Here is an 18,400-nt window from a genome sequence, read left to right as displayed (position 1 = left end):
TTTCGTTCAGATCCAGCCGGAAAGTTCGCGGCGGATCAACCCCTCCAGCATGTCCATCCCGGTCGGCCCGGCATTGAGGCAGGAAAGGGCGGCGAATTGTTCGCCCCCGGCTTCCACGAATTCTTCCCGCCCGCGAATGGCGAGTTCTTCCAGCGTTTCCAGGCAATCGGCGGCAAAGCCCGGAGCCGCGATGGCCAGGCGTTTCGTGCCCGCCCTGCCCTCTTCCGCCAGCACGGCATCGGTGGCCGGGCCAAGCCATTCGGCGCGGCCAAAACGGCTCTGGAACGTGGTGCGGAACCGCACTGACGGGCGGGCCAGCGCTTCTTCCAGCAGGCGCGCGGTCTTGTGGCAGTGGCAGTGATAGGGATCGCCCAGTTCCAGCGTCCGCTTCGGCATTCCGTGGAAACTCAGCAGCAATGTTTCCGGCTGGAATTCCAGCGCGTCCAGCTGGGCGCCGATATCCTTTGCCAGTGCGGCAATATAGGCCGGATCGTCATGATAGGGCGGCAAGGTCCGCAGGGCGGGTTGCCAACGCATTTCCCGCAGCTTCTCCCCCGCCTTGTCCACAACCGTGGCGGTCGATGCCGCGGAATATTGCGGATAGAGCGGGGCCAGCAATATGCGTTCGCAGCCTTGATCCATCAGGGCCTGCAACCTGTCACCGATGGGTGGATTGCCATAACGCATGGCCCAGCTGACCTGCACATCGGTGCCGAGCCTCTGTTGCAACAATTCCGCCTGGTCAGACGTGATCGCCGCCAGCGGGGAGCCCTTGTCCGACCATACTTGTGCATAGGCCTCTGCCGATTTTTTCGGCCGCGTATTCAATATTATACCGCGCAGGATCGGCTGCCAGACCAGTTTCGGAATCTCGATCACGCGCGGGTCCGAAAGGAATTCCGCCAGATATCGCCGGACGGAGCGCGGATCGGGCGCATCCGGAGTGCCGAGATTGACGAGCAGCACGCCGACGCCGCCGCTTTTCACCGGCTTGTGGTCCGCCGGAAGTTTCTGTTTCTGCCAGGTCATAATCCACCTGATAGCAGCGGCAGGCGCCGCAAGCGAAGCCCCGTTGCGGAAAACAGCGCATTGGCGATGGCGGGGGCGACCGGGGCCACCGGCAATTCGCCCGGATCGAATGGATCGGCATCGCTTTCGATCAGTTCGATTTCGATCTCCGGGCTGTCAGCCAGGGAGGGCATGTTGAGCGAAGCCAGCCGCCCCTGCACCGGCAGCCCCTGATCATATTCCATGCCCGAACCGAGCGCGAGGCCGAGGCCGAACAGCAAGCCGCCCTCTATCTGCTGCAGGGCGATATCGCGATTGATGACACGCCCGATATCGACCGCAGCGCTCAACCTTTCCACCCGCACGCCGCCTTCTCCGGCGACCGCCGTCGCGATCAGCGCGATGCGGCCGCTGCGCGCATCATCGCCCATGCGGTGGCAGGCCAGGCCCTGCCCGCTGCCCGCTTCGCCGCCGCCCCAATTGCCCAGCCGCGCGGCAGTTTGCAGGCAATGGGCAAGGCGCAGATCGTCCCCCAGCATGGAAATGCGGAAGGAAAGCGGTTCCTGTTCCTGCCGCCGCGCCACTTCATCGATGAAGCTTTCCATCATGAAGCAGCCATAGCCAAGGGCGTTGCCGCGCAGTCGCCCCGTGGGCAGGCCGATCCGCACAGGCACATGATCCAGCGCGACATGGGGGATGGCATAGGGCGGCATCAGCCCTTCCAGCACCATGGCATCCGCTTCCCCCGCGACATCGGCAATCGCACCCCAGCTGGTGGCGTTGCCGAACAGGCGGCGGCCGAATTCCAGCGCGGAAGGCGGCGCGGCCACGCGGGCACGCATGATTTCGATCCGGCCCGACGAATCCAGCCTGGCACTGAGCGTTGCCGCCACCGGCGGGCGCGGGCGCAGCCGCAATTGTTCCTGCCAGCGCGACCAGACCAGTTGCACCGGGCGGCCCGTTTCCCGCGCAATCAGCGCCGCCTCTATCGCGTGGTCGTGTTCCAGCCGCCGGTCGAAACTGCCCCCTGCCGGCATTGGATAGAGGACGACATCACCGAGGGAGAGACCAAGCGCCTTTGCCGCCGCTTCCCGTGCATATTCCGGCGCCTGCGTGGCCAGCCATAATTCCAGCCGGCCATTGGCAAGGCGCGCCGTGCAGCTGGCGGTTTCCAACGTGCCATGCGCAGCGGGCATTATGTCATAGCGAAAGGCCAGCGTCGGTTCGACCATATTCGCGTCGCCATCGCCGCGCTGGCCAACGCGCTGCCCCGCCCCCCGGCGCACGCCCGCATCCAGCGCCTCGGCGATTTCGGCGGAACTGACAGGGTCCGTGACGCGGAACCGCACGGCAAGATCATCCAGCGCGCGTTCGGCCGCCCACCAATTGCTTGCCACGGTGGCCAGCCAGCGCTTGCCATTGACCACACCCAACAGTTCAGGATGGCCGGCGATCGCTTCCCGGTCGAAACTGGACACTTCCGCCCGGTCCAGCGGCCCGTGGCGGATGGCGGCATAAACCATGTCCGGCAGGCGGACATCTCCGGCGAAAAGCCAGCTCCCATCCACCTTCGATGGCAGGTCCAGCCGGGGGAAGGGCAAGTGCCGTTCATCCTCCAGCGCGAATTCCGGCTCGCCATCCTTCGGCGCCTGCGGACGCAGGGGCGGCGGGTCCGGCGGATCGAATTCGCCAGCATCCTCGACCAGTTCGGCAAAGCTCAGGCGCGCTTCACCATGCCGGATGAAGCCGTTTTCCGCCTGGCATTCCTGCCACGGCACGTCCCAGCGTTCCGCCGCGGCCATGGTCAGCATGGCCCGTGCGCTGGCCGCCGCCTCGCGGCAAGGCAGTTCGAAATTGGCGATGGATGTGCCTTCGGCCGTGGCGGTAAAACGTTCCCCTTCCGCCCAGCGGCGCAGCATCAGGTCATCCGCTTTTTCCGCCAGCGATGGCAACAGGGGCCGCCACATGGGCGCCCATCGCGCCGCCAGTTCATAATTGGCATAGGCGGCGCTGACCGGTGCGGGCTCCACCGCGATCTGGCGCCAGTCCGCCCCCAGTTCCATCGCCACGATCTGCGGCAACAGGGTGGAAATGCCCTGGCCCATTTCCAGCTGGGGCATTGCCACGGTGATCACGCCCTGCCGGTCGATCTTCAGCCAGGCGCCAAAGCCCGCTTCGCCCGGGCCGGCTTCCAGGGATGACCCGTAATCGCGCGGCATCAGCATCCACGCGACAACAAGGCCGCCGCCCGCGGCCGCACCGGCCAATACAGCGCGGCGCGAAATCTTCACCCGGCCTATTCCTTGTTCGCGTCCAGCCAGGCGGAAAGACGCTCCGCAATGGCGGTAAAGGCGCGGCCCTGTTCCGTATCATTGGCGGCGGGCGGCTGCCCGGTATCGCTGGCGACGCGGATTTCCATGGCCAATGGCACGCGGCCGAGGAAATCCTCGCCCAATGCGCGCGAAGCGGCTTCCGCCCCGCCCTGGCCGAAGGGATCGGAAATTTCGCCGCAATGCGGGCAGACATAGCCGGCCATGTTTTCCACCAGGCCGATCACGGGCACCTGCGCCTGCCTGAACAGATCGATCGCGCGCGTCGCGTCGATCAACGCCAGATCCTGCGGCGTGGAAACCACGATCGCACCGGCCGGCTTGAACTTCTGCAGCATGGTCAGCTGCACGTCGCCCGTGCCCGGCGGCAGGTCGATCAGCAGTAATTCGGTGTCGCCCCAATGCGAATCCATCAGCTGCGACAATGCGTTGCCCACCATCGGCCCGCGCCAGGCGATTGCCTTACCCGGCTGCACCAATTGCGCCATGGACAGCAATTTGACGCCGAATTCGCTTTCCACCGGCACCAGCTTGTCGTCTTCCGCCTTCACCTTCTGGTTGGCGGCATCCAGCAGCATGACCTGCGACGGGCCATAGACATCGGCATCCACCACGCCGACCTTGCGCCCCATCCGGGCCAGCGCCACGGCAAGATTTGCGGTCAGGGTGGATTTGCCCACCCCGCCCTTGCCGGACCCGATGGCAATGATGCGCCGGGCCACGCGGTCAGCCATCAGCGCCACGCGCACTTCCGATACGCCATCCACTGCGCTGGCATGGCTTTCCAGCTCTCGCTGCAATTCGGCCGCAGCGGCGCGGCCCAGGCCCGATGCATCGGCAACGATGGTGGCCACGCCGTCGGCAAAACGGACCGACCGGACGAATGCCGCGATCTTGGGAGGAATCTGCTGTTTGATATCTTCTGCGGAGGTCATGGGGCCGCCTGCTAGCGTTAATACGGCGACCATGCAGCGAAAATGTCCGTTCCTCCCCTGTTTTTTACCGATATCCGCCCTATAAATGGAGCTTATGGAAAGAATGGGCGGGATGATCGAAAGGATCGCGCTGGCAATGGCCGGGAAGCGAAGCCCCTGGGGCAAACCAGGCGGCGACAAGGAATCGGGCAATTCCGGAGACGGATCAGGCTCCGGGGAAGAAGGCACGCCTGCGCCGTCGGGCGGCGAAGGCCCCAAGGGGCCGCGCAATCCGTGGCTGCCCGGTGGCGGTTCGGATGAACGGCCGCCGCGCCGTTCGGCCAGTATCGAAGACATTTTCAAGAATCGCGGGCCGGAAGGTCCGCGTCGCAAGGGTGGCGGCGGCGGCGGGCCGGGCGGTCCGAATTTCCGCCTGCCCCAGCGCCCGGACGGCAAGAGCTGGTTCCCCCTGGCGATCGTCGCCCTGATAGTGGTGTGGCTTTTCGCCACCAGCGTCCATCAGATCGCCCCGCGCGAACAGGGCCTGGTCACGACTTTCGGCAAATATTCGCGGACCCTGCAATCGGGCTTCAATATCACCGCGCCCTGGCCGTTCCAGCATGTGACGGTGATGAATGTCAGCGAGATCCGGCAGGAACGCATCCCCGAAGGGACGCAGCAGAAACTGATCCTTACCGGGGACCAGAACCTGGTGGATCTCAGCTATCTGATCCGCTGGAACATCAAGGATCTGAAGCTGTTCCATTTCCAGCTTGCCGAACCGGAAGAGACTTTGCGCGAAGTGGCCGAAGCCGCGATGCGCGCGTCCGTGGCCGAACATGAACTGGACCGCGTGCTGTCCGGTGCGGGCCGCGCCGATGTCGAACTGACGGTGCGCAACCGGATGCAGGCCGTGCTCGATGCCTATCGTTCGGGCATTGCCGTGCAGGGTATCGAAATCCAGAAGACCGATCCGCCCGAACAGGTGGTGGAAGCGTTCAAGGACGTGTCCGCCGCGCAGCAAGACGCGGATACTGAAACCAACCGCGCGCGCGCCTATGCGCAGCAGGTAATGGCCCAGGCCGAAGGCGAGGCAGCCTCGTTCGAAAAAATCTACGAACAATACCGGCTGGCTCCGGAAGTCACTCGCCGCCGCCTCTATTATGAAACCATGGAAAGCGTGCTGTCACGTACCGATAAAACCGTGGTCGAAGCCGATGGCGTGACCCCTTATCTGCCCTTGCCAGAGCTGAAACGCCGCGCCGAACAGCAGCAGCAGCCGGCGGGAGAATGATTATGCTGACCCTGTGGGAAGATCATAAGCGTTCGATCATCGCTGCGGCGGCGGCCGTCCTGGTTGCCCTGTCATTCCTGATCGTGGTGCCGGAAACCAGCCAGGCAGTCGTGGTCCGTGCCGGCGATCCGGTGGCGGTGGTGAACCGCTTCAAACCGGACCAGACCTATGGCCAGACCGGCGCGGGCATCTGGTACCGCGTGCCGTTGCTCGACACCGTGCAATATGTCGACAAGCGCGTGCTCGATCTGGACATGGAGCCGCAACAGGTCCTGTCCAGCGACCAGCAGCGGCTGCAGGTCGATGCCTATGCCCGTTTCCGGATTATCGATCCGGTGAAGATGGTGCGCAATGCCGGCAGCGAAGAAAATCTGGAAATGCAGTTGCAGCCCATTCTTTCCTCGGTCCTGCGCCAGGAACTGGGCCGCCGCAGCTTCGCTTCGCTGCTGACGGCGGAACGCGGCACGGCCATGTCCAACATCCGGGACAAGCTGGATGCGCAGGCGCGCGAATATGGCGCGCAGGTCATCGATGTGCGGATCAAGCGCGCCGACCTGCCCGAAGGCACCCCGCTGGAGGCAGCCTTCACCCGCATGCAGACCGACCGCCAGCAGGAAGCGGCGACGATTCGCGCACGCGGGCGCCGTAATGCGCAGATCATCCGCGCCGAAGCAGAGGCGGAAGCGGCCAAGACCTATGCCGATGCCTATGGCAAGGACCCGGACTTCTATGATTTCTATCGCGCGATGGAGAGCTATCGCCGCACTTTTGAAACGGGTTCTGCCGAAAGCAGCTTCATCCTTTCACCGGATAATGAATATCTCCGCCAATTCCGCGGCAACAGCCGCTGAGCCGTTCAATACAAGTTCAGGCCCGCAAGTCTCAATCACTTGCGGGACTGACAAATGCGGCTTGCCCCGGCGCGCCGCAACAGAATGAAGGATCAGAGGACGTGAAGCCCGTGCGCTACTCTTATGGCATCACAGGTGCCCTGCTCGCCGGCGGGGCCGCAATTTCCCTTATCACCGGATATCCGGCGGGCGCCCAGGTCGCCCAGAATGACGCGAGCAAGATGACCCATGTGGTCCCCGAAGCTGGCGCCCCGGCCAGTTTCGCGGATTTGACCGAACAATTGCAGCCTGCTGTGGTCAATATCTCCACCAAGCAGCGCATCACCGTGGAAACCAACCCGTTTTCCGGCACGCCCTTCGCCGAATTGTTCGGCAATCGCGGCGGCCAGCCGACCACGCGCGAAGCGCAGTCTCTGGGTTCGGGTTTCATCGTGTCCGCCGATGGTTATGTCGTCACCAATAATCACGTGATCAGCCCGGAAGGCCGCAATGCGGAGCTGGAAGAAGTCACCGTGACGATGCCGGACGGCACGGAATATCCGGCCGATGTGGTCGGCAAGGATGCCGCATCCGATCTGGCCGTGCTGAAGATCCAGCGCGACAAGGCCTTCCCCTTCGTGAAATTCGGCGATTCCAGCGCCGCCCGCGTGGGCGACTGGGTGATTGCCATCGGCAACCCGTTCGGCCTTGGCGGAACGGTGACCAGCGGCATCGTATCCGCCGTATATCGCAACACCGGCGGCGGCGCCTATGACCGCTATATCCAGACCGATGCCAGCATCAATCGCGGCAATTCCGGCGGCCCGCTGTTTGACATGCAGGGCAATGTGATCGGCATCAACAACGCCATCTTCTCCCCTTCGGGCGGCAGCGTGGGCATCGGCTTTGCCATTCCCGCCGAAACCGCCGCGCCGATCGTGGACAAGCTGATTGCCGGCGAAGACATTTTGCGCGGCTATCTGGGCGTACGGATCAACCCGGTGACGGAAGATTTTGCCGAGGCGCTGGGCATCCCCGAAAAGCGGGGCGAATTCATCCAGATGGTCCAGCCGGGCGAAGCCGCCGACAAGGCGGGCCTGAAATCCGGCGACGTGGTGCTGAAGGTGGACGGCAAGGACGTGACCCCCGACCAGACCCTGTCCTTCATCGTCGCCAATATCGAACCGGGCACCACCGTGCCGCTGGAAATCCTGCGCGATGGCGATCGCCGGACAGTCAATGTGACCGTCGGCCGCCGCCCGAGCGAGGAAGAACTGGCCGCGCAGAGCTTCGACACGGATGACGAAAGCACGCCTTCCGACCCCGCACCCAGCGACAGCAATGGCCTGGTGGGAGAATCCCTGGGCGTACAGGTCATCCCGATGACAGCGACGATCGCCCGCCAGCTGGGCGTCGGCACGGATACGCAGGGCGTGGTCGTTACCGCGGTCGATCCCAATGCCGATGCAGCGCGCAAGGGCGTGCGGCGCGGCACGATCATCCTGCGGGCGAACAACACCGACATCGCCAGCATTGCCGATCTGGAACGCGTGATCAGTTCAGCCAAGAGCAGCAATCGCGAAGCGATCCTGCTGCGGATGAAGCCGCGTGGCGCCCCGGCAATCTCCATGCCGGTGCGGATCCGCTAAGCCGCGCAAGCATATACCCGAAAAGACAACGGGGCCCGCCATCACGGCGCGGCCCCGTTTCTTTTGCGCGAATTGGCAATATCGGCGCGGCGCGGCGCCTCGCCTAGTTTTCGAACAGGCGGCCGAAGGGCGTTTCGCTGGGTGAAGGCACGTTCTGCTGGCGCCGCTGCGGCTGGCGCCCCGGCAGATCCTGCCCCGTCGCCCTTTCGAGGAAATCGTCGCTGGCGGCGGCCGGTGGCGCCCCGCCCTGCGAACTATTGCCATTGCCGGGCATTGTCGGCCGCGCCGGCTGGGTCGGCTCGCCACGCGGCAATTGTTCTCCCTCGATCGGGAAGTCCAGGCCGCGATCATCGTCACCCAGCCCGCCGGGTTCGATCAGATTGCCCTGCTCGTCGATGAAGTAATAATCCTCTTCCGGATCGCCATAGAGCCACTCGTCATCCGGCTCGAGCTGCCATTCGGGCAGTTTCAGGTCGGTATCGAATTTCTCCACCGGCCGATCCTTGACGGCATAGCGCATATAGGCGGCAAAGGCGCGGGCCGGCGCCCGGCCGCCGGACAGGCCGGCAACAGCGCGCGCATCGTCCCGCCCCATCCAGACAGCGGTGGTGATCCCGCTGGAAAAGCCGACAAACCAGCCATCCTTGTTGGAAGATGTCGTGCCGGTCTTGCCCGCCACCGGGCGGCCGATCTGGGCCGCCTTGCCGGTGCCGGTATTGACCGCAGTCTGCAACAGATCGGTCATCCCGGCGGCGATATAATCCGGCACGAGCTGCACGCTGCGCGGTTCCTCGTGCTCATAAAGCACGTCCCCGCCAGCCGTGACGACCTTGATAATACCATATGGCTCCACCGAATTGCCGCGCGCCGCCACTTCGGCAAAGGCGCGGCTCATGTCGATCACCCGCACTTCGGACGTGCCCAGCACCATGGAAGGATAGGTGGAAATCGGCGTGGTGATGCCGAAACGGCGCGCCATGGAAGCAACGGTGGAAAAGCCCACTTCATTGCCCAGCTGCGCCGCCACCGTGTTCTTGGAATAAGCGAATGCGGTGCGCACATCGATCTCGCCCGCGTAATTGCCGCCCGAATTATGCGGGCTCCAGTCTCCAATCGTCACCGGCCCGTCCACCACGCGGTCATCCGGCTGGTATCCGGCCTCCAGCGCGGCGAGATAGACGAACAGCTTCCACGCCGAACCCGGTTGGCGCACGGCTTCCGTCGCGCGGTTATAACTGCTTTCGACATAATCCGTGCCGCCCACCATGGCCAGGATCGCACCGTCGCGGTCCAGGCTGACCAGCGCGCCCTGCGCGCCATCCGGGGCGTTGCTCTTGATCGCGGCCGTGGCGGCGCGCTGCATGCCGATATCGATCGTGGTCCAGACCTCGATCGGCTCGAAATTCCCGCTCGGCAATAACAGGTCCAGCTGCGGCAGGGCCCAATCGGTGAAATAGCGGATCGAATTCTGCCCGGCTTCCGTCTTCAGCTTCACGGCGGAAACATCCACCGATGCCGCTTCCTCCGCACCGATCGCGCCATATTTGCGCATCTGGCCCAGCACGACATTGGCACGGCTGACCGCCGCATCGACATCCGCCGTGGGGGAATAGCGGCTGGGCGCCTTTACCAGCCCGGCAATGATCGCCGCTTCCGCCGTTGAAAGCTGGCGCGCCGAATGGCTGAAGAACTTTCGGCTGGCGGAATCGATGCCATAGGCCCCGCCGCCGAAATAGACCTTGTTCAGATAAAGCTCGAGGATCTGCTCCTTCGAGAATTTCCATTCCAGCGCCATGGCCAGCACGGCTTCGCGCGCCTTGCGGTCATAAGTGCGGTTGGAATTGAGGAAGATATTGCGGGCCAGCTGCTGGGTGATGGTGGACGTGGCCGAAACCCGTTCATCATCGCGCAGGGCAACCACCAGCGCGCGGGCAAGGCCGATGGGATCGATGCCGAAATGCGAATAATACCGGCGGTCTTCCACCGAAACCATCGCATCCTTCATCACCTGCGGAATCTCGTCCGAATGCAGCCACTGGCCGTAACTCGGCCCGAGCGAGACGATTTCCGTGCCATCACGCGCGCGCACCACGATGGTCTGCCCGTTCTGGCTGTTCATCAGCGTGGAGTAATTGGGCATGTTCCGGGCGGCGAAATAAACCGCCGTGCCCAGCGCGATCACGCCGAGCATCCCCAGAACACCGCCCCAGATCACGATCCGGCGGGCCCAGACTTTCCACCAGACGCGCCTGGCACCACGCGCGCCGGTCTTCCTCTTATTGGGGCCCTTGCCCCCACTCTTCGCCATCAGGCCCCATCATCGTGCTGCAGCCGGCCACACCATGCCGGCCCTTGTAAAGGCCATGCATAGGGCATTCGTAACCCAGCGTTAACGCAGGATGGAATGCGCAAGCTCACTTATCCTCCGGCTTGAATTCCAGCGCGGCACTGTTGATGCAATAACGCATTCCGTCCGGTCCCGGCCCGTCGGGGAAGACATGCCCCAGATGGCCGGCGCAGCGGGCACAGACCACTTCTGTCCGCACCATGCCATGCGTCATGTCGCGATGTTCATCCACCGCATCGGCATCGACCGGGCGGGTGAAGCTGGGCCAGCCGGATCCGCTGTCATATTTGTCGTCGCTTTCGAACAATGGCTGGCCGCAACCGGCGCAGACATATTCGCCCGCGGCCTTGTTCTTTTCATATTTGCCGGTGAAGGCGCGTTCCGTCCCGGCTTCGCGCAGGACGCGATATTGTTCGGGCGTCAGCCGTTCGCGCCATTCCTGGTCGCTGAGCTGGATCTTCTCGGGCATCAAGGGCTCTCCTTTGCGCGGAATATGGGACCTGCCACGCGGCGGGCAAGGCGCTGCGCCCTACCCGACCAGGCGTGCCCGCTCAGGCGTTCACGTCGGCATAATGGCGCGGCGGGGGGATGCCTTCCATCTTTTCCGCCAGCAGCGGGCGGAAGCTTGGCCGGCTTTTCATCACCCGGTACCAGCTATGCGCGCTGTCATGGCCGGACCAGTCGATTCCGCCGAGATAATCGGCGACGGAAATCTGCGCGGCGGCGGCGAAATCAGCGAGGCTCAATTGCGCCCCGGCCAGCCAGCGGCGGGTATCGGTCAGCCAGTCGATATAATCCAGATGTTCATGCGCCAGCCGCATGGCCGTGCGCAGGGCCTGCGAATCCGGCGGCTGGCGATAGACGAGCCGCTTCTTCATCTTTTCGAACATCAGCGGCGCGGTGACATCGGCGAAGAATTGTTCATCGAACAGGGCCGTCAACCGGCGGATTTCCGCGCGGCCAGCCGCCGTACCGAGGATCAGCGGGCTCTTGTCCACCGTCTCTTCAAAATATTCGCAGATCGCCTGACTGTCGATCAGCGTCAGCTTCTTTTCCGGCTGATACACCACCGGGGTACGGCCTGCCGGGTTCAGCGCGAAGAAGGCATCGCCTGCCTGCCAGGGATAAACCAGCGTCAGTTCGTGGGTAACGCCCTTCTCGCTAAGGGCGAGGCGCACCTTGCGGCTGAACGGACAGAGGGGGAAGTGATAGAGTTGCCACATCGAGGCCCCTCACATGCCGCAAGCCGCGGGGCGCGTCCAGATCGCTGATCCATTGCGCATGATTATGCAGGTCAGCCGATGTTCTTCGCCTTGCGGCGGGTTTCCGCGAATTTTTCCTGCCGCATCTTTTCGAAGGCCACCCGCTGTTCGAATCCCGGATCGGCGGGATAGTCGCGATAATCGGCCAGGATCTCGTCGAACAATTCGCGGACTTCCTCCTTGTGGTCGGGATGGGGAAAGATATTGGCGCGGTTTTCGCGAATGCCGTCAAGAATGCGTTCGCCGATCACGTCCGGCTCCATGCCGAACTGGTGCACGCCTTCCAGCCGCTTCACATTTTCCGTGTCGACCGGCTTCATCTCGCCCTTCAATTCATCCGGGCGAATATCGTCGCTGGCATAGATATAGCTCTTCACCAGCCCCGGATGCACGACCGAGACACCCACGCCATATTCATACATCGAATGGCGCAGCGAATAGGACAGGCCGCGCACGGCGAATTTGGTGGTGTTGTAGATGCCCGGCGCGCCGCTGGCGATGAAGCTGGCCATGCTTGCCGTGTTGGTGATGTGGCCGCCCTTCTGCTCCCCCGCCAGCACGCGCTGTTTCATGCGCGGGGCAAAGGTCATCACGCCATTGATGACGCCGTGCAGATTGACGCCCAGCAGCCAGTCCCAATCGTCATAGGATGAATCCTCGATCGTCTGGAAAAGGTTCACGCCGGCATTGTTGAACAGCAGGCTGACCGGGCCGAATTCAGCCTCCACCCGGTCAGCCGCCTGCCGAAATCCTTCACGGCTGGACACGTCCAGCTGCACACCCATGATTTCGCGGTTATCCAGCGTGGCCAGCGCCTGTTCGATGGAATCCTGCCGGATATCGGCGATCGCCACCTTGCAGCCCTGATTGAGCAGGTTACGCACAATGCCGATGCCAACACCATTGGCGCCGCCGGTGACAAAGGCCGTCCGGCTCGCGAAATCCTTCATGACATGCCTTCTCCTGTTACGGACTATTCGGCCAGCCGGTCCATTTCAGCCACAGGGTTTTCCGACCCCGAATGCCGCCCGTCGAGGAATTCGTTGAGGATGCGCCGCTTGGAGAACAGCCACTGGCCATCCACCTTGCGCAATTCATCCTCGTAAATGCCGAAAGTGCCCATTTGCGGGGTCTTGCGCCCGGCTTCGTTCTTCGGCCCGTCATTGGCCATTTCGTACCAGAAGGCGCGGGCCCAGGCGCGGTCGCCCTCCACCCGGATCACGGTCTGGGCCAGGACGTGACGCAGCACGGCGGGGTTGCCGTCCACATCCTTGTACACCGTGGCGATCCGGTCCTTGAACGCCTTGGCCGTGGCCTTGATATTGTCCCGCCCGACAGCCGTTCCGCTGGCGAATTCCAGCTCCCCATCCTCGGTAAAGGTAGCGGCGTAGCTATCCATGTCGTTGTAATCCATCGCGAACAGATAACGTGCCATGAGATCTTCGATCTCGGCGCGATCCTTCGCATATTGATCCGTGTAATTCTGGGGACTGGCCGCAGCGGGCATAGACAGGGCTCCTGTTGTCAATAATGTCAGCAGGGCAGCCGCAATGGCTGCCCGAAATGTCGCAGGCTGTTGAAGTACGGCCAAAATCCGGGGCTCCGGCTGCCGGTATCCGTTCATCTGGCTATCCTCTCCCGCCGCGGGTTCCATCGCTTGCGACGGAATGCGACAAATTTTCTATTTCGCCTCTTTGTATTCGCCACCTAGAAGCAGCGGCAAGCGGAAATAATCTTGCTGACGGCCGCAAGAGCCCGGTTCGCAGGGGAGGATGTCGAATGGCCATCGCGCCCAATGTACAGGAATTGCCGCCCGCACAGGATGGCGAACCGGCCAGGGAAGAAATGGCCTGGCCCAGCGAACGGGCCGGTTTCTATGCCCTGTTCGTTATCATCCTCGCCACCTTCCTCAATTTCTTCGACACCACGGTCTTCGCCATGCTGGCGGAACGGATAAAGGGCAGCTTCAACCTGTCCGACAGCGCGCTGGGCTTCGTGCTCGGCCCTGCCAGCGTGGTTGCGTTCGTCTTCGTCGGCATCCCGCTTGCCCGGCTGGTCGATCTCTACCCGCGCAAGCTGGTCCTTTCCGCCAGCATCGCAGTGCTGGGCACCATCACCGCGCTGGGCGGGCTGGCGCAGAGTTTCGGCCAGTTGATCGGATCGCGCCTGTTCGTCGGCGCGGGCGGCGCGGCCAATGGGCCGGGCAGTTATTCGATGATGGCGGATTATTTCCGCCCGATGCGCATTCCGCTGGTCTTCGCCCTGATGCAGCTATCCTATGTTCTGGCCAGCGCACTGGGCACATGGGGCGGCGGGCGGATGATCGCGTGGACCGATACGCTGCCCGAAACCAGCAGCTTTGCCGGCCTGACCATTTTCAGCTGGCAATGGATCCTGATCATCATCGGCGTGCCCGGCCTGCTGACTGCGCTGCTGTTCCTGACGGTGAAGGAACCACCCCGCCGCAATCCGGCCGGTGCCAAGCCGCTGGTGCCCTCTACCGCACCGCTGGGACGGCGGATCCTGGCCTTTACCGGGCTGGATGCGCTGAAGGCGATCAACCTGCGCGGCGCCGTTTACTGGCCGCTGTTCATCGCGCTGGGCATGTCAGCCATTGAAAGCCAGGGCCTGCCCGCATGGCGCGTGCCCTTCATCGCCCGCACCTATGGCTGGACAGAGGCGGAAATCGGCAATCTGCTGGCGCCGCTGCTTCTGGGCGCGAGCCTGGCGGGCCTGCTGATCGGCGGCTTTTTCGTCAGCTGGATGAACAAGCGCCACAAGGACGGCAATATCCGCGCCACGGCGATCATCTTCAGCTTCACCACCGTTTTCGCCATCGCCGCCCCGCTGATGCCCACGGCGGAACTGGCACTGGGCTGCATGGCGATGACGACCTTGTGCGGCCTCGCCGGCGCACCGGCGCAGAACGCCGCGATCCAGCGTATCGCGCCGAACGAGATGCGCGGCCAGGTCACTGCGCTGTATCTGTTCATGTATACGTTCTTCGGCGCGATGGGCAGTTTCGTGATCGGCACTGTCAGCGACCTGATCGTTGGCGACCCGGCCAAATTGTGGGAAGCGCTGCTGATCGTGGCGGCTATCTTCATGCCCTTGGCCACTTTCTTCATGTGGCGGGCCATCAAGCCCTATCGCGAAGAAGTCATGCGGCTCGAAGCGCAGGGCATCTGATCCGCAGAGTTTTGCGACGGGTGGAAAACAGCAGGCGTTGACAGCTTCCCGCCGCCGCTCCAGAATTGTAAGCAAAGCATACGAATTGGGAGAGGTTCGTGTCCTGCATACGGCAAAGCCGGCTATTGCCCAGCCGGCGACGGCCCTGCATGACGCGCCGATCCCGCAGCACGAACGCTTAGAGGAGCCGCGCGTGGCAGATTATCCTTCCCTGCATATGATTATCGACGGAGAGAATATTTCCGGTGGCGGACGGCGCACATTCGACGTCGTCAATCCGGTTACCGGGGAACAGATCGGCGCCTTGCCGCTGGCCGAAGCCGCCGATCTGGATCGCGCGCTGGAAGTGGCGGAAAAGGGCTTCCGGATCTGGCGCAAATCCACGCCGCAGGAACGCGCCAACGTGCTGCAGGGCGCCGCCCGCCTGATGATAGAGCGCAAGGAAGACCTGGCCCGCGCTGCAACGATGGAACAGGGCAAGCCGCTGGCCGAAAGCCGCATCGAAGTGATGATGAATGTCGGCCTGTTCAATTTCTATGCCGGGGAAGTATTCCGCCTCTATGGCCGCGAACTGGTCCGCCCCGACGGGATGCGGTCCACCGTGCGGCATGAACCGGTCGGCCCCGTGGCCGCCTTTGCGCCGTGGAACTTCCCGCTTGGCAATCCGGGCCGCAAGCTGGGCGCGCCGATCGCCGCTGGCTGTTCGGTAATCCTGAAAAGCGCGGAGGAAACCCCGGCTTCGGCGCTGGGCGTGCTGCAATGTCTGCTGGATGCCGGACTGCCCAAGGAAGTGGCGCAGGCCGTGTTCGGCGTGCCGGACGAAGTGAGCCGCCACCTGCTGGGCAGCCCGATCATCCGGAAACTGAGCTTCACCGGGTCGACGGTGGTCGGCAAGCATCTGGTGAAGCTGGCCGCGGAAAACATGCAGCGCACGACGATGGAACTGGGCGGCCATGGCCCGGTCCTGGTGTTTGGCGATGCGGATATCGACAAGGCACTGGAAACCGCCGTGGGCGGCAAATACCGCAATTGCGGCCAGGTCTGCGTCAGCCCCACCCGCTTCATCGTGGAAGAAAGCGTGTTCGAGAAATTCCGTGACGGTTTCATCGAACGCGCCCGGCAGGTGAAGGTGGGCGATGGCCTGGAAGAAGGCACGCAGATGGGCCCGATGGCCAATCCCCGCCGCCCCGAAGCGATGGACCGCCTGATCGGCAATGCCAAGGACAAGGGCGCCCGGCTGGGCACGGGCGGAGAGCGGATCGGCAATCAGGGCTTCTTCTATGCCCCCTCCGTCCTGTCCGAAATCCCGCTCGATGCGGATATCATGACGGAAGAGCCCTTCGGCCCGGTCGCACTGATCAACCCGTTCAAGGGCGAGGAAGAAATGATCGCCGAGGCGAACCGCCTGCCCTATGGCCTGGCCGCCTATGCCTGGACCGGGGATGCCAAGCGGCAGCAGCGGCTTGCGGCAGAGATCGAAGCCGGCATGGTCGGCATCAACAGCCACATGATCGGCGGCGCGGACAGCCCCTTTGGCGGGGTGAAATGGTCCGGCCACGGCAGTGAAGACGGCCCCGAAGGCGTGCTCGCCTGCATGGTCACCAAGGCTGTCCACGAAGGCTGAATCCAGGGATCCATATAATGACGCATGAACTGAAGACCGGCGGCGACCGCGGATATCTGCGCATCGCCACAGAGGAAGCCTTCGCCACCGAAGAACAGATGGACGCGATCCTGCGGCTGGTGAAGGAAGGCCGCGCGGACAAGGGGACGGTTTCGCTGTGGGGCTTTTACGGCACCAGCACATCGGAACGCACCACCTTCATCCGCGAAAGGCTGCTCGATCTGGGGCCGCTGCGGTTGCAGGCGATGGACGATGCCGGGATCGACAAGGCCGTGCTGGCGCTGACCAGCCCCGGCGTGCAGTCGATGCATGATGCCGAAGAAGCAAAGCGCATCGCCCGCAATGCGAATGATCACCTGAAGGCGGCGTGCGAACGCTATCCGGACCGTTTTTACGGAATGATCGCCATCGCCCCGCAGGATCCGGAATGGTCCGCACAGGAACTGAAGCGCGGCAAGGAAGAGCTGGGTTTCCACGGCGTGCAGGTGAACAGCCATACCCATGGCCACTATCTGGACGAAGAACAGTTCGACCCGATCCTGCGCGCCTGCGCCGATCTTGACCTGCCGCTCTATATCCATCCGCAGGGGCCGCCCGACGCGATGATCGGCAGCATGGTGGAAGCGGGGCTGGACGGCGCCGTGTTCGGCTTTGGCGTGGAAACCGCATTCCATGGGCTGCGCATGCTGACCACCGGCGTGTTCGACCGCTATCCCGGCCTGCAGATGATGCTGGGCCATGGCTGCGAAGCGATCCCCTACTGGATCTATCGCCATGATTACATGCACCGCGCCGGTGTCCGTTCGCAGCGTTATCCCCGGCTGAAGCCGTTGCAGCACGATCTGTTCCACTATCTGCGCAACAATGTGCTGGCCACGAATAGCGGCATGGCCTTTGAACCGGCGATCAAGCTGATGATCGAGGTGATGGGCGAAGATCGCGTGATGTACGCGATGGATTACCCCTATGAGTACCTGCCGGACGAGGTACGCTGGATGGATAATCTGGCGATCAGCGATTCGCAGAAGAAGAAGTTCTTCCAGACCAATGCGGAACGCTGGTTCAAGCTGTAGAGAGGTACCGCGATGACCACCTATGCCATTACGGGGGCGACCGGCCAGCTTGGCCGTCTCGCCCTCGACGAATTGATGCTGAAGGTCGCGCCCGCCGATATCGTCGCGCTGGCGCGTGATCCCGCGAAACTGGCCGACTACGCCTCAAAGGGCGTGCAGGTCCGGCAGGGCGATTACGATGATCCGGCATCGCTGGAAACGGCGCTGGATGGCGTGGACCGTGTGCTGCTGATTTCCGGCAACGCCGTGGGCGAACGCAAGCGGCAGCACGGCAATGTGATCGACGCGGCAAAAAAGGCGGGCGTTTCCTATATCGCCTATACCTCGATCCTGCATGGCGACCGGTCGAAGCTGCAACTGGCGCCCGAACATGTCGCGACCGAGAAATTGCTGGCCGATAGCGGGCTGAATTACGACCTGCTGCGCAATGGCTGGTACTCGGAAAACTACACGATGGGCATCGGCCAGTCGCTGGAAACGGGCGTGATCCTGGGGGCGGCCGGGGACGGCAGGATATCCTCTGCCAGCCGCGCGGATTTTGCCGCTGGCGCGGCCGCCGCGCTGGTGGATGGCAAAGGCGGATCGGTCTATGAACTGGCCGGGGATGAAAGCTGGACCATGGCCGATTTCGCGGCCGAGCTTTCCCGCCAGTCGGGCAAGACGGTGGAATACAAGGATCTGAGCGAAGCGGAATATGCGCAGGTGCTGGAAGGCGCCGGCCTGCCTCCGCCCGTTGCCGCCATGCTGGCCAGCACCAGCGCGCTGACCGCTGCGGGCGAACTGCATGAGGAAAGCAAGGATCTGAGCAAGCTGGCCGGCCGTCCGACCACGCCGATCAGCGAAACAATCGCGCGCGCATTGCGCTGAACAGGGAAAGCCT

General features: G+C 63.4%; 15 protein-coding genes. 7 read left to right on the top strand and 8 right to left on the bottom strand.

What is annotated here, in order from left to right; genetic code table 11:
• Positions 1-6: 6 nt before the first annotated feature.
• From hemH to WYH_RS13770, 3 genes are read right to left on the bottom strand one after another with little or no spacing between them, the layout of a single operon-like run.
• Positions 7-1,029, bottom strand: a complete 1,023-nt coding sequence (gene hemH, locus WYH_RS13780) for a ferrochelatase (protein WP_046904292.1) — start codon at positions 1,027-1,029, stop codon at positions 7-9.
• Positions 1,026-3,299, bottom strand: coding sequence for a xanthine dehydrogenase family protein molybdopterin-binding subunit (locus WYH_RS13775; protein WP_046904291.1), 2,274 nt, complete (start codon positions 3,297-3,299; stop codon positions 1,026-1,028). The genes hemH and WYH_RS13775 overlap by 4 nt, the downstream gene beginning before the upstream one ends.
• A gap of 5 nt (positions 3,300-3,304) precedes the next feature.
• On the bottom strand, positions 3,305-4,273 hold the full coding sequence (locus WYH_RS13770) for an Mrp/NBP35 family ATP-binding protein (RefSeq protein ID WP_046904290.1): 969 nt from the start codon (positions 4,271-4,273) through the stop codon (positions 3,305-3,307).
• Between the two features lie 136 nt (positions 4,274-4,409).
• Between WYH_RS13770 and hflK the strand changes: the two genes are divergently transcribed.
• The 3 genes from hflK to WYH_RS13755 all read left to right on the top strand — a co-directional run bounded on the left by hflK (position 4,410) and on the right by WYH_RS13755 (position 8,025).
• On the top strand, positions 4,410-5,546 hold the full coding sequence (hflK, locus tag WYH_RS13765; RefSeq protein ID WP_046905196.1) for a protease modulator HflK: 1,137 nt from the start codon (positions 4,410-4,412) through the stop codon (positions 5,544-5,546).
• 2 nt (positions 5,547-5,548) lie between these two features.
• Positions 5,549-6,397, top strand: a complete 849-nt coding sequence (hflC, locus tag WYH_RS13760) for a protease modulator HflC (protein ID WP_046904289.1) — start codon at positions 5,549-5,551, stop codon at positions 6,395-6,397.
• Between the two features lie 110 nt (positions 6,398-6,507).
• Complete coding sequence (locus WYH_RS13755) at positions 6,508-8,025, top strand: Do family serine endopeptidase (protein ID WP_046905195.1); 1,518 nt, start codon at positions 6,508-6,510, stop codon at positions 8,023-8,025.
• Positions 8,026-8,128: 103 nt separating this feature from the next.
• Here WYH_RS13755 and WYH_RS13750 read toward each other — a convergent pair whose 3' ends face one another.
• The 5 genes from WYH_RS13750 to WYH_RS13730 form a co-directional block, all read right to left on the bottom strand.
• Positions 8,129-10,333 (bottom strand): transglycosylase domain-containing protein, encoded by a 2,205-nt coding sequence (locus WYH_RS13750; RefSeq protein ID WP_046904288.1) that lies wholly within the window; start codon positions 10,331-10,333, stop codon positions 8,129-8,131.
• Positions 10,334-10,439: 106 nt separating this feature from the next.
• Positions 10,440-10,841 (bottom strand): peptide-methionine (R)-S-oxide reductase MsrB, encoded by a 402-nt coding sequence (msrB, locus tag WYH_RS13745; protein WP_046904287.1) that lies wholly within the window; start codon positions 10,839-10,841, stop codon positions 10,440-10,442.
• Positions 10,842-10,923: 82 nt separating this feature from the next.
• Positions 10,924-11,595 carry a glutathione S-transferase family protein gene (locus tag WYH_RS13740; RefSeq protein ID WP_046904286.1) on the bottom strand — a complete coding sequence of 224 codons (672 nt, stop codon included), beginning with the start codon at positions 11,593-11,595 and terminating at the stop codon, positions 10,924-10,926.
• Between the two features lie 71 nt (positions 11,596-11,666).
• Positions 11,667-12,584, bottom strand: a complete 918-nt coding sequence (locus tag WYH_RS13735; protein ID WP_046904285.1) for an SDR family NAD(P)-dependent oxidoreductase — start codon at positions 12,582-12,584, stop codon at positions 11,667-11,669.
• 23 nt (positions 12,585-12,607) lie between these two features.
• Complete coding sequence (locus tag WYH_RS13730) at positions 12,608-13,141, bottom strand: nuclear transport factor 2 family protein (protein WP_046904284.1); 534 nt, start codon at positions 13,139-13,141, stop codon at positions 12,608-12,610.
• A 272-nt stretch (positions 13,142-13,413) separates the two neighbouring features.
• Between WYH_RS13730 and WYH_RS13725 the strand changes: the two genes are divergently transcribed.
• The 4 genes from WYH_RS13725 (at position 13,414) to WYH_RS13710 (ending at position 18,387) form a co-directional block, all read left to right on the top strand.
• Positions 13,414-14,823, top strand: coding sequence for an MFS transporter (locus WYH_RS13725; protein WP_046904283.1), 1,410 nt, complete (start codon positions 13,414-13,416; stop codon positions 14,821-14,823).
• A 193-nt stretch (positions 14,824-15,016) separates the two neighbouring features.
• Complete coding sequence (locus WYH_RS13720) at positions 15,017-16,447, top strand: NAD-dependent succinate-semialdehyde dehydrogenase (protein ID WP_179945419.1); 1,431 nt, start codon at positions 15,017-15,019, stop codon at positions 16,445-16,447.
• A 17-nt stretch (positions 16,448-16,464) separates the two neighbouring features.
• Entirely contained in the window at positions 16,465-17,520 is a 1,056-nt protein-coding gene (locus WYH_RS13715; protein ID WP_046904282.1) for an amidohydrolase family protein, read from the top strand.
• Between the two features lie 12 nt (positions 17,521-17,532).
• Positions 17,533-18,387: an SDR family oxidoreductase gene (locus WYH_RS13710; protein ID WP_046904281.1), complete on the top strand. Its 855-nt coding sequence runs from the start codon at positions 17,533-17,535 to the stop codon at positions 18,385-18,387.
• The last annotated feature ends 13 nt before the right edge of the window (positions 18,388-18,400 follow it).

The sequence above is a fragment of the Croceibacterium atlanticum genome, from assembly GCF_001008165.2.
Classification (GTDB): domain Bacteria; phylum Pseudomonadota; class Alphaproteobacteria; order Sphingomonadales; family Sphingomonadaceae; genus Croceibacterium_C; species Croceibacterium_C atlanticum.
The sequence above is the reverse complement of the archived record's forward strand: the minus strand, read 5'-3'. Positions and strand labels throughout refer to the sequence as shown.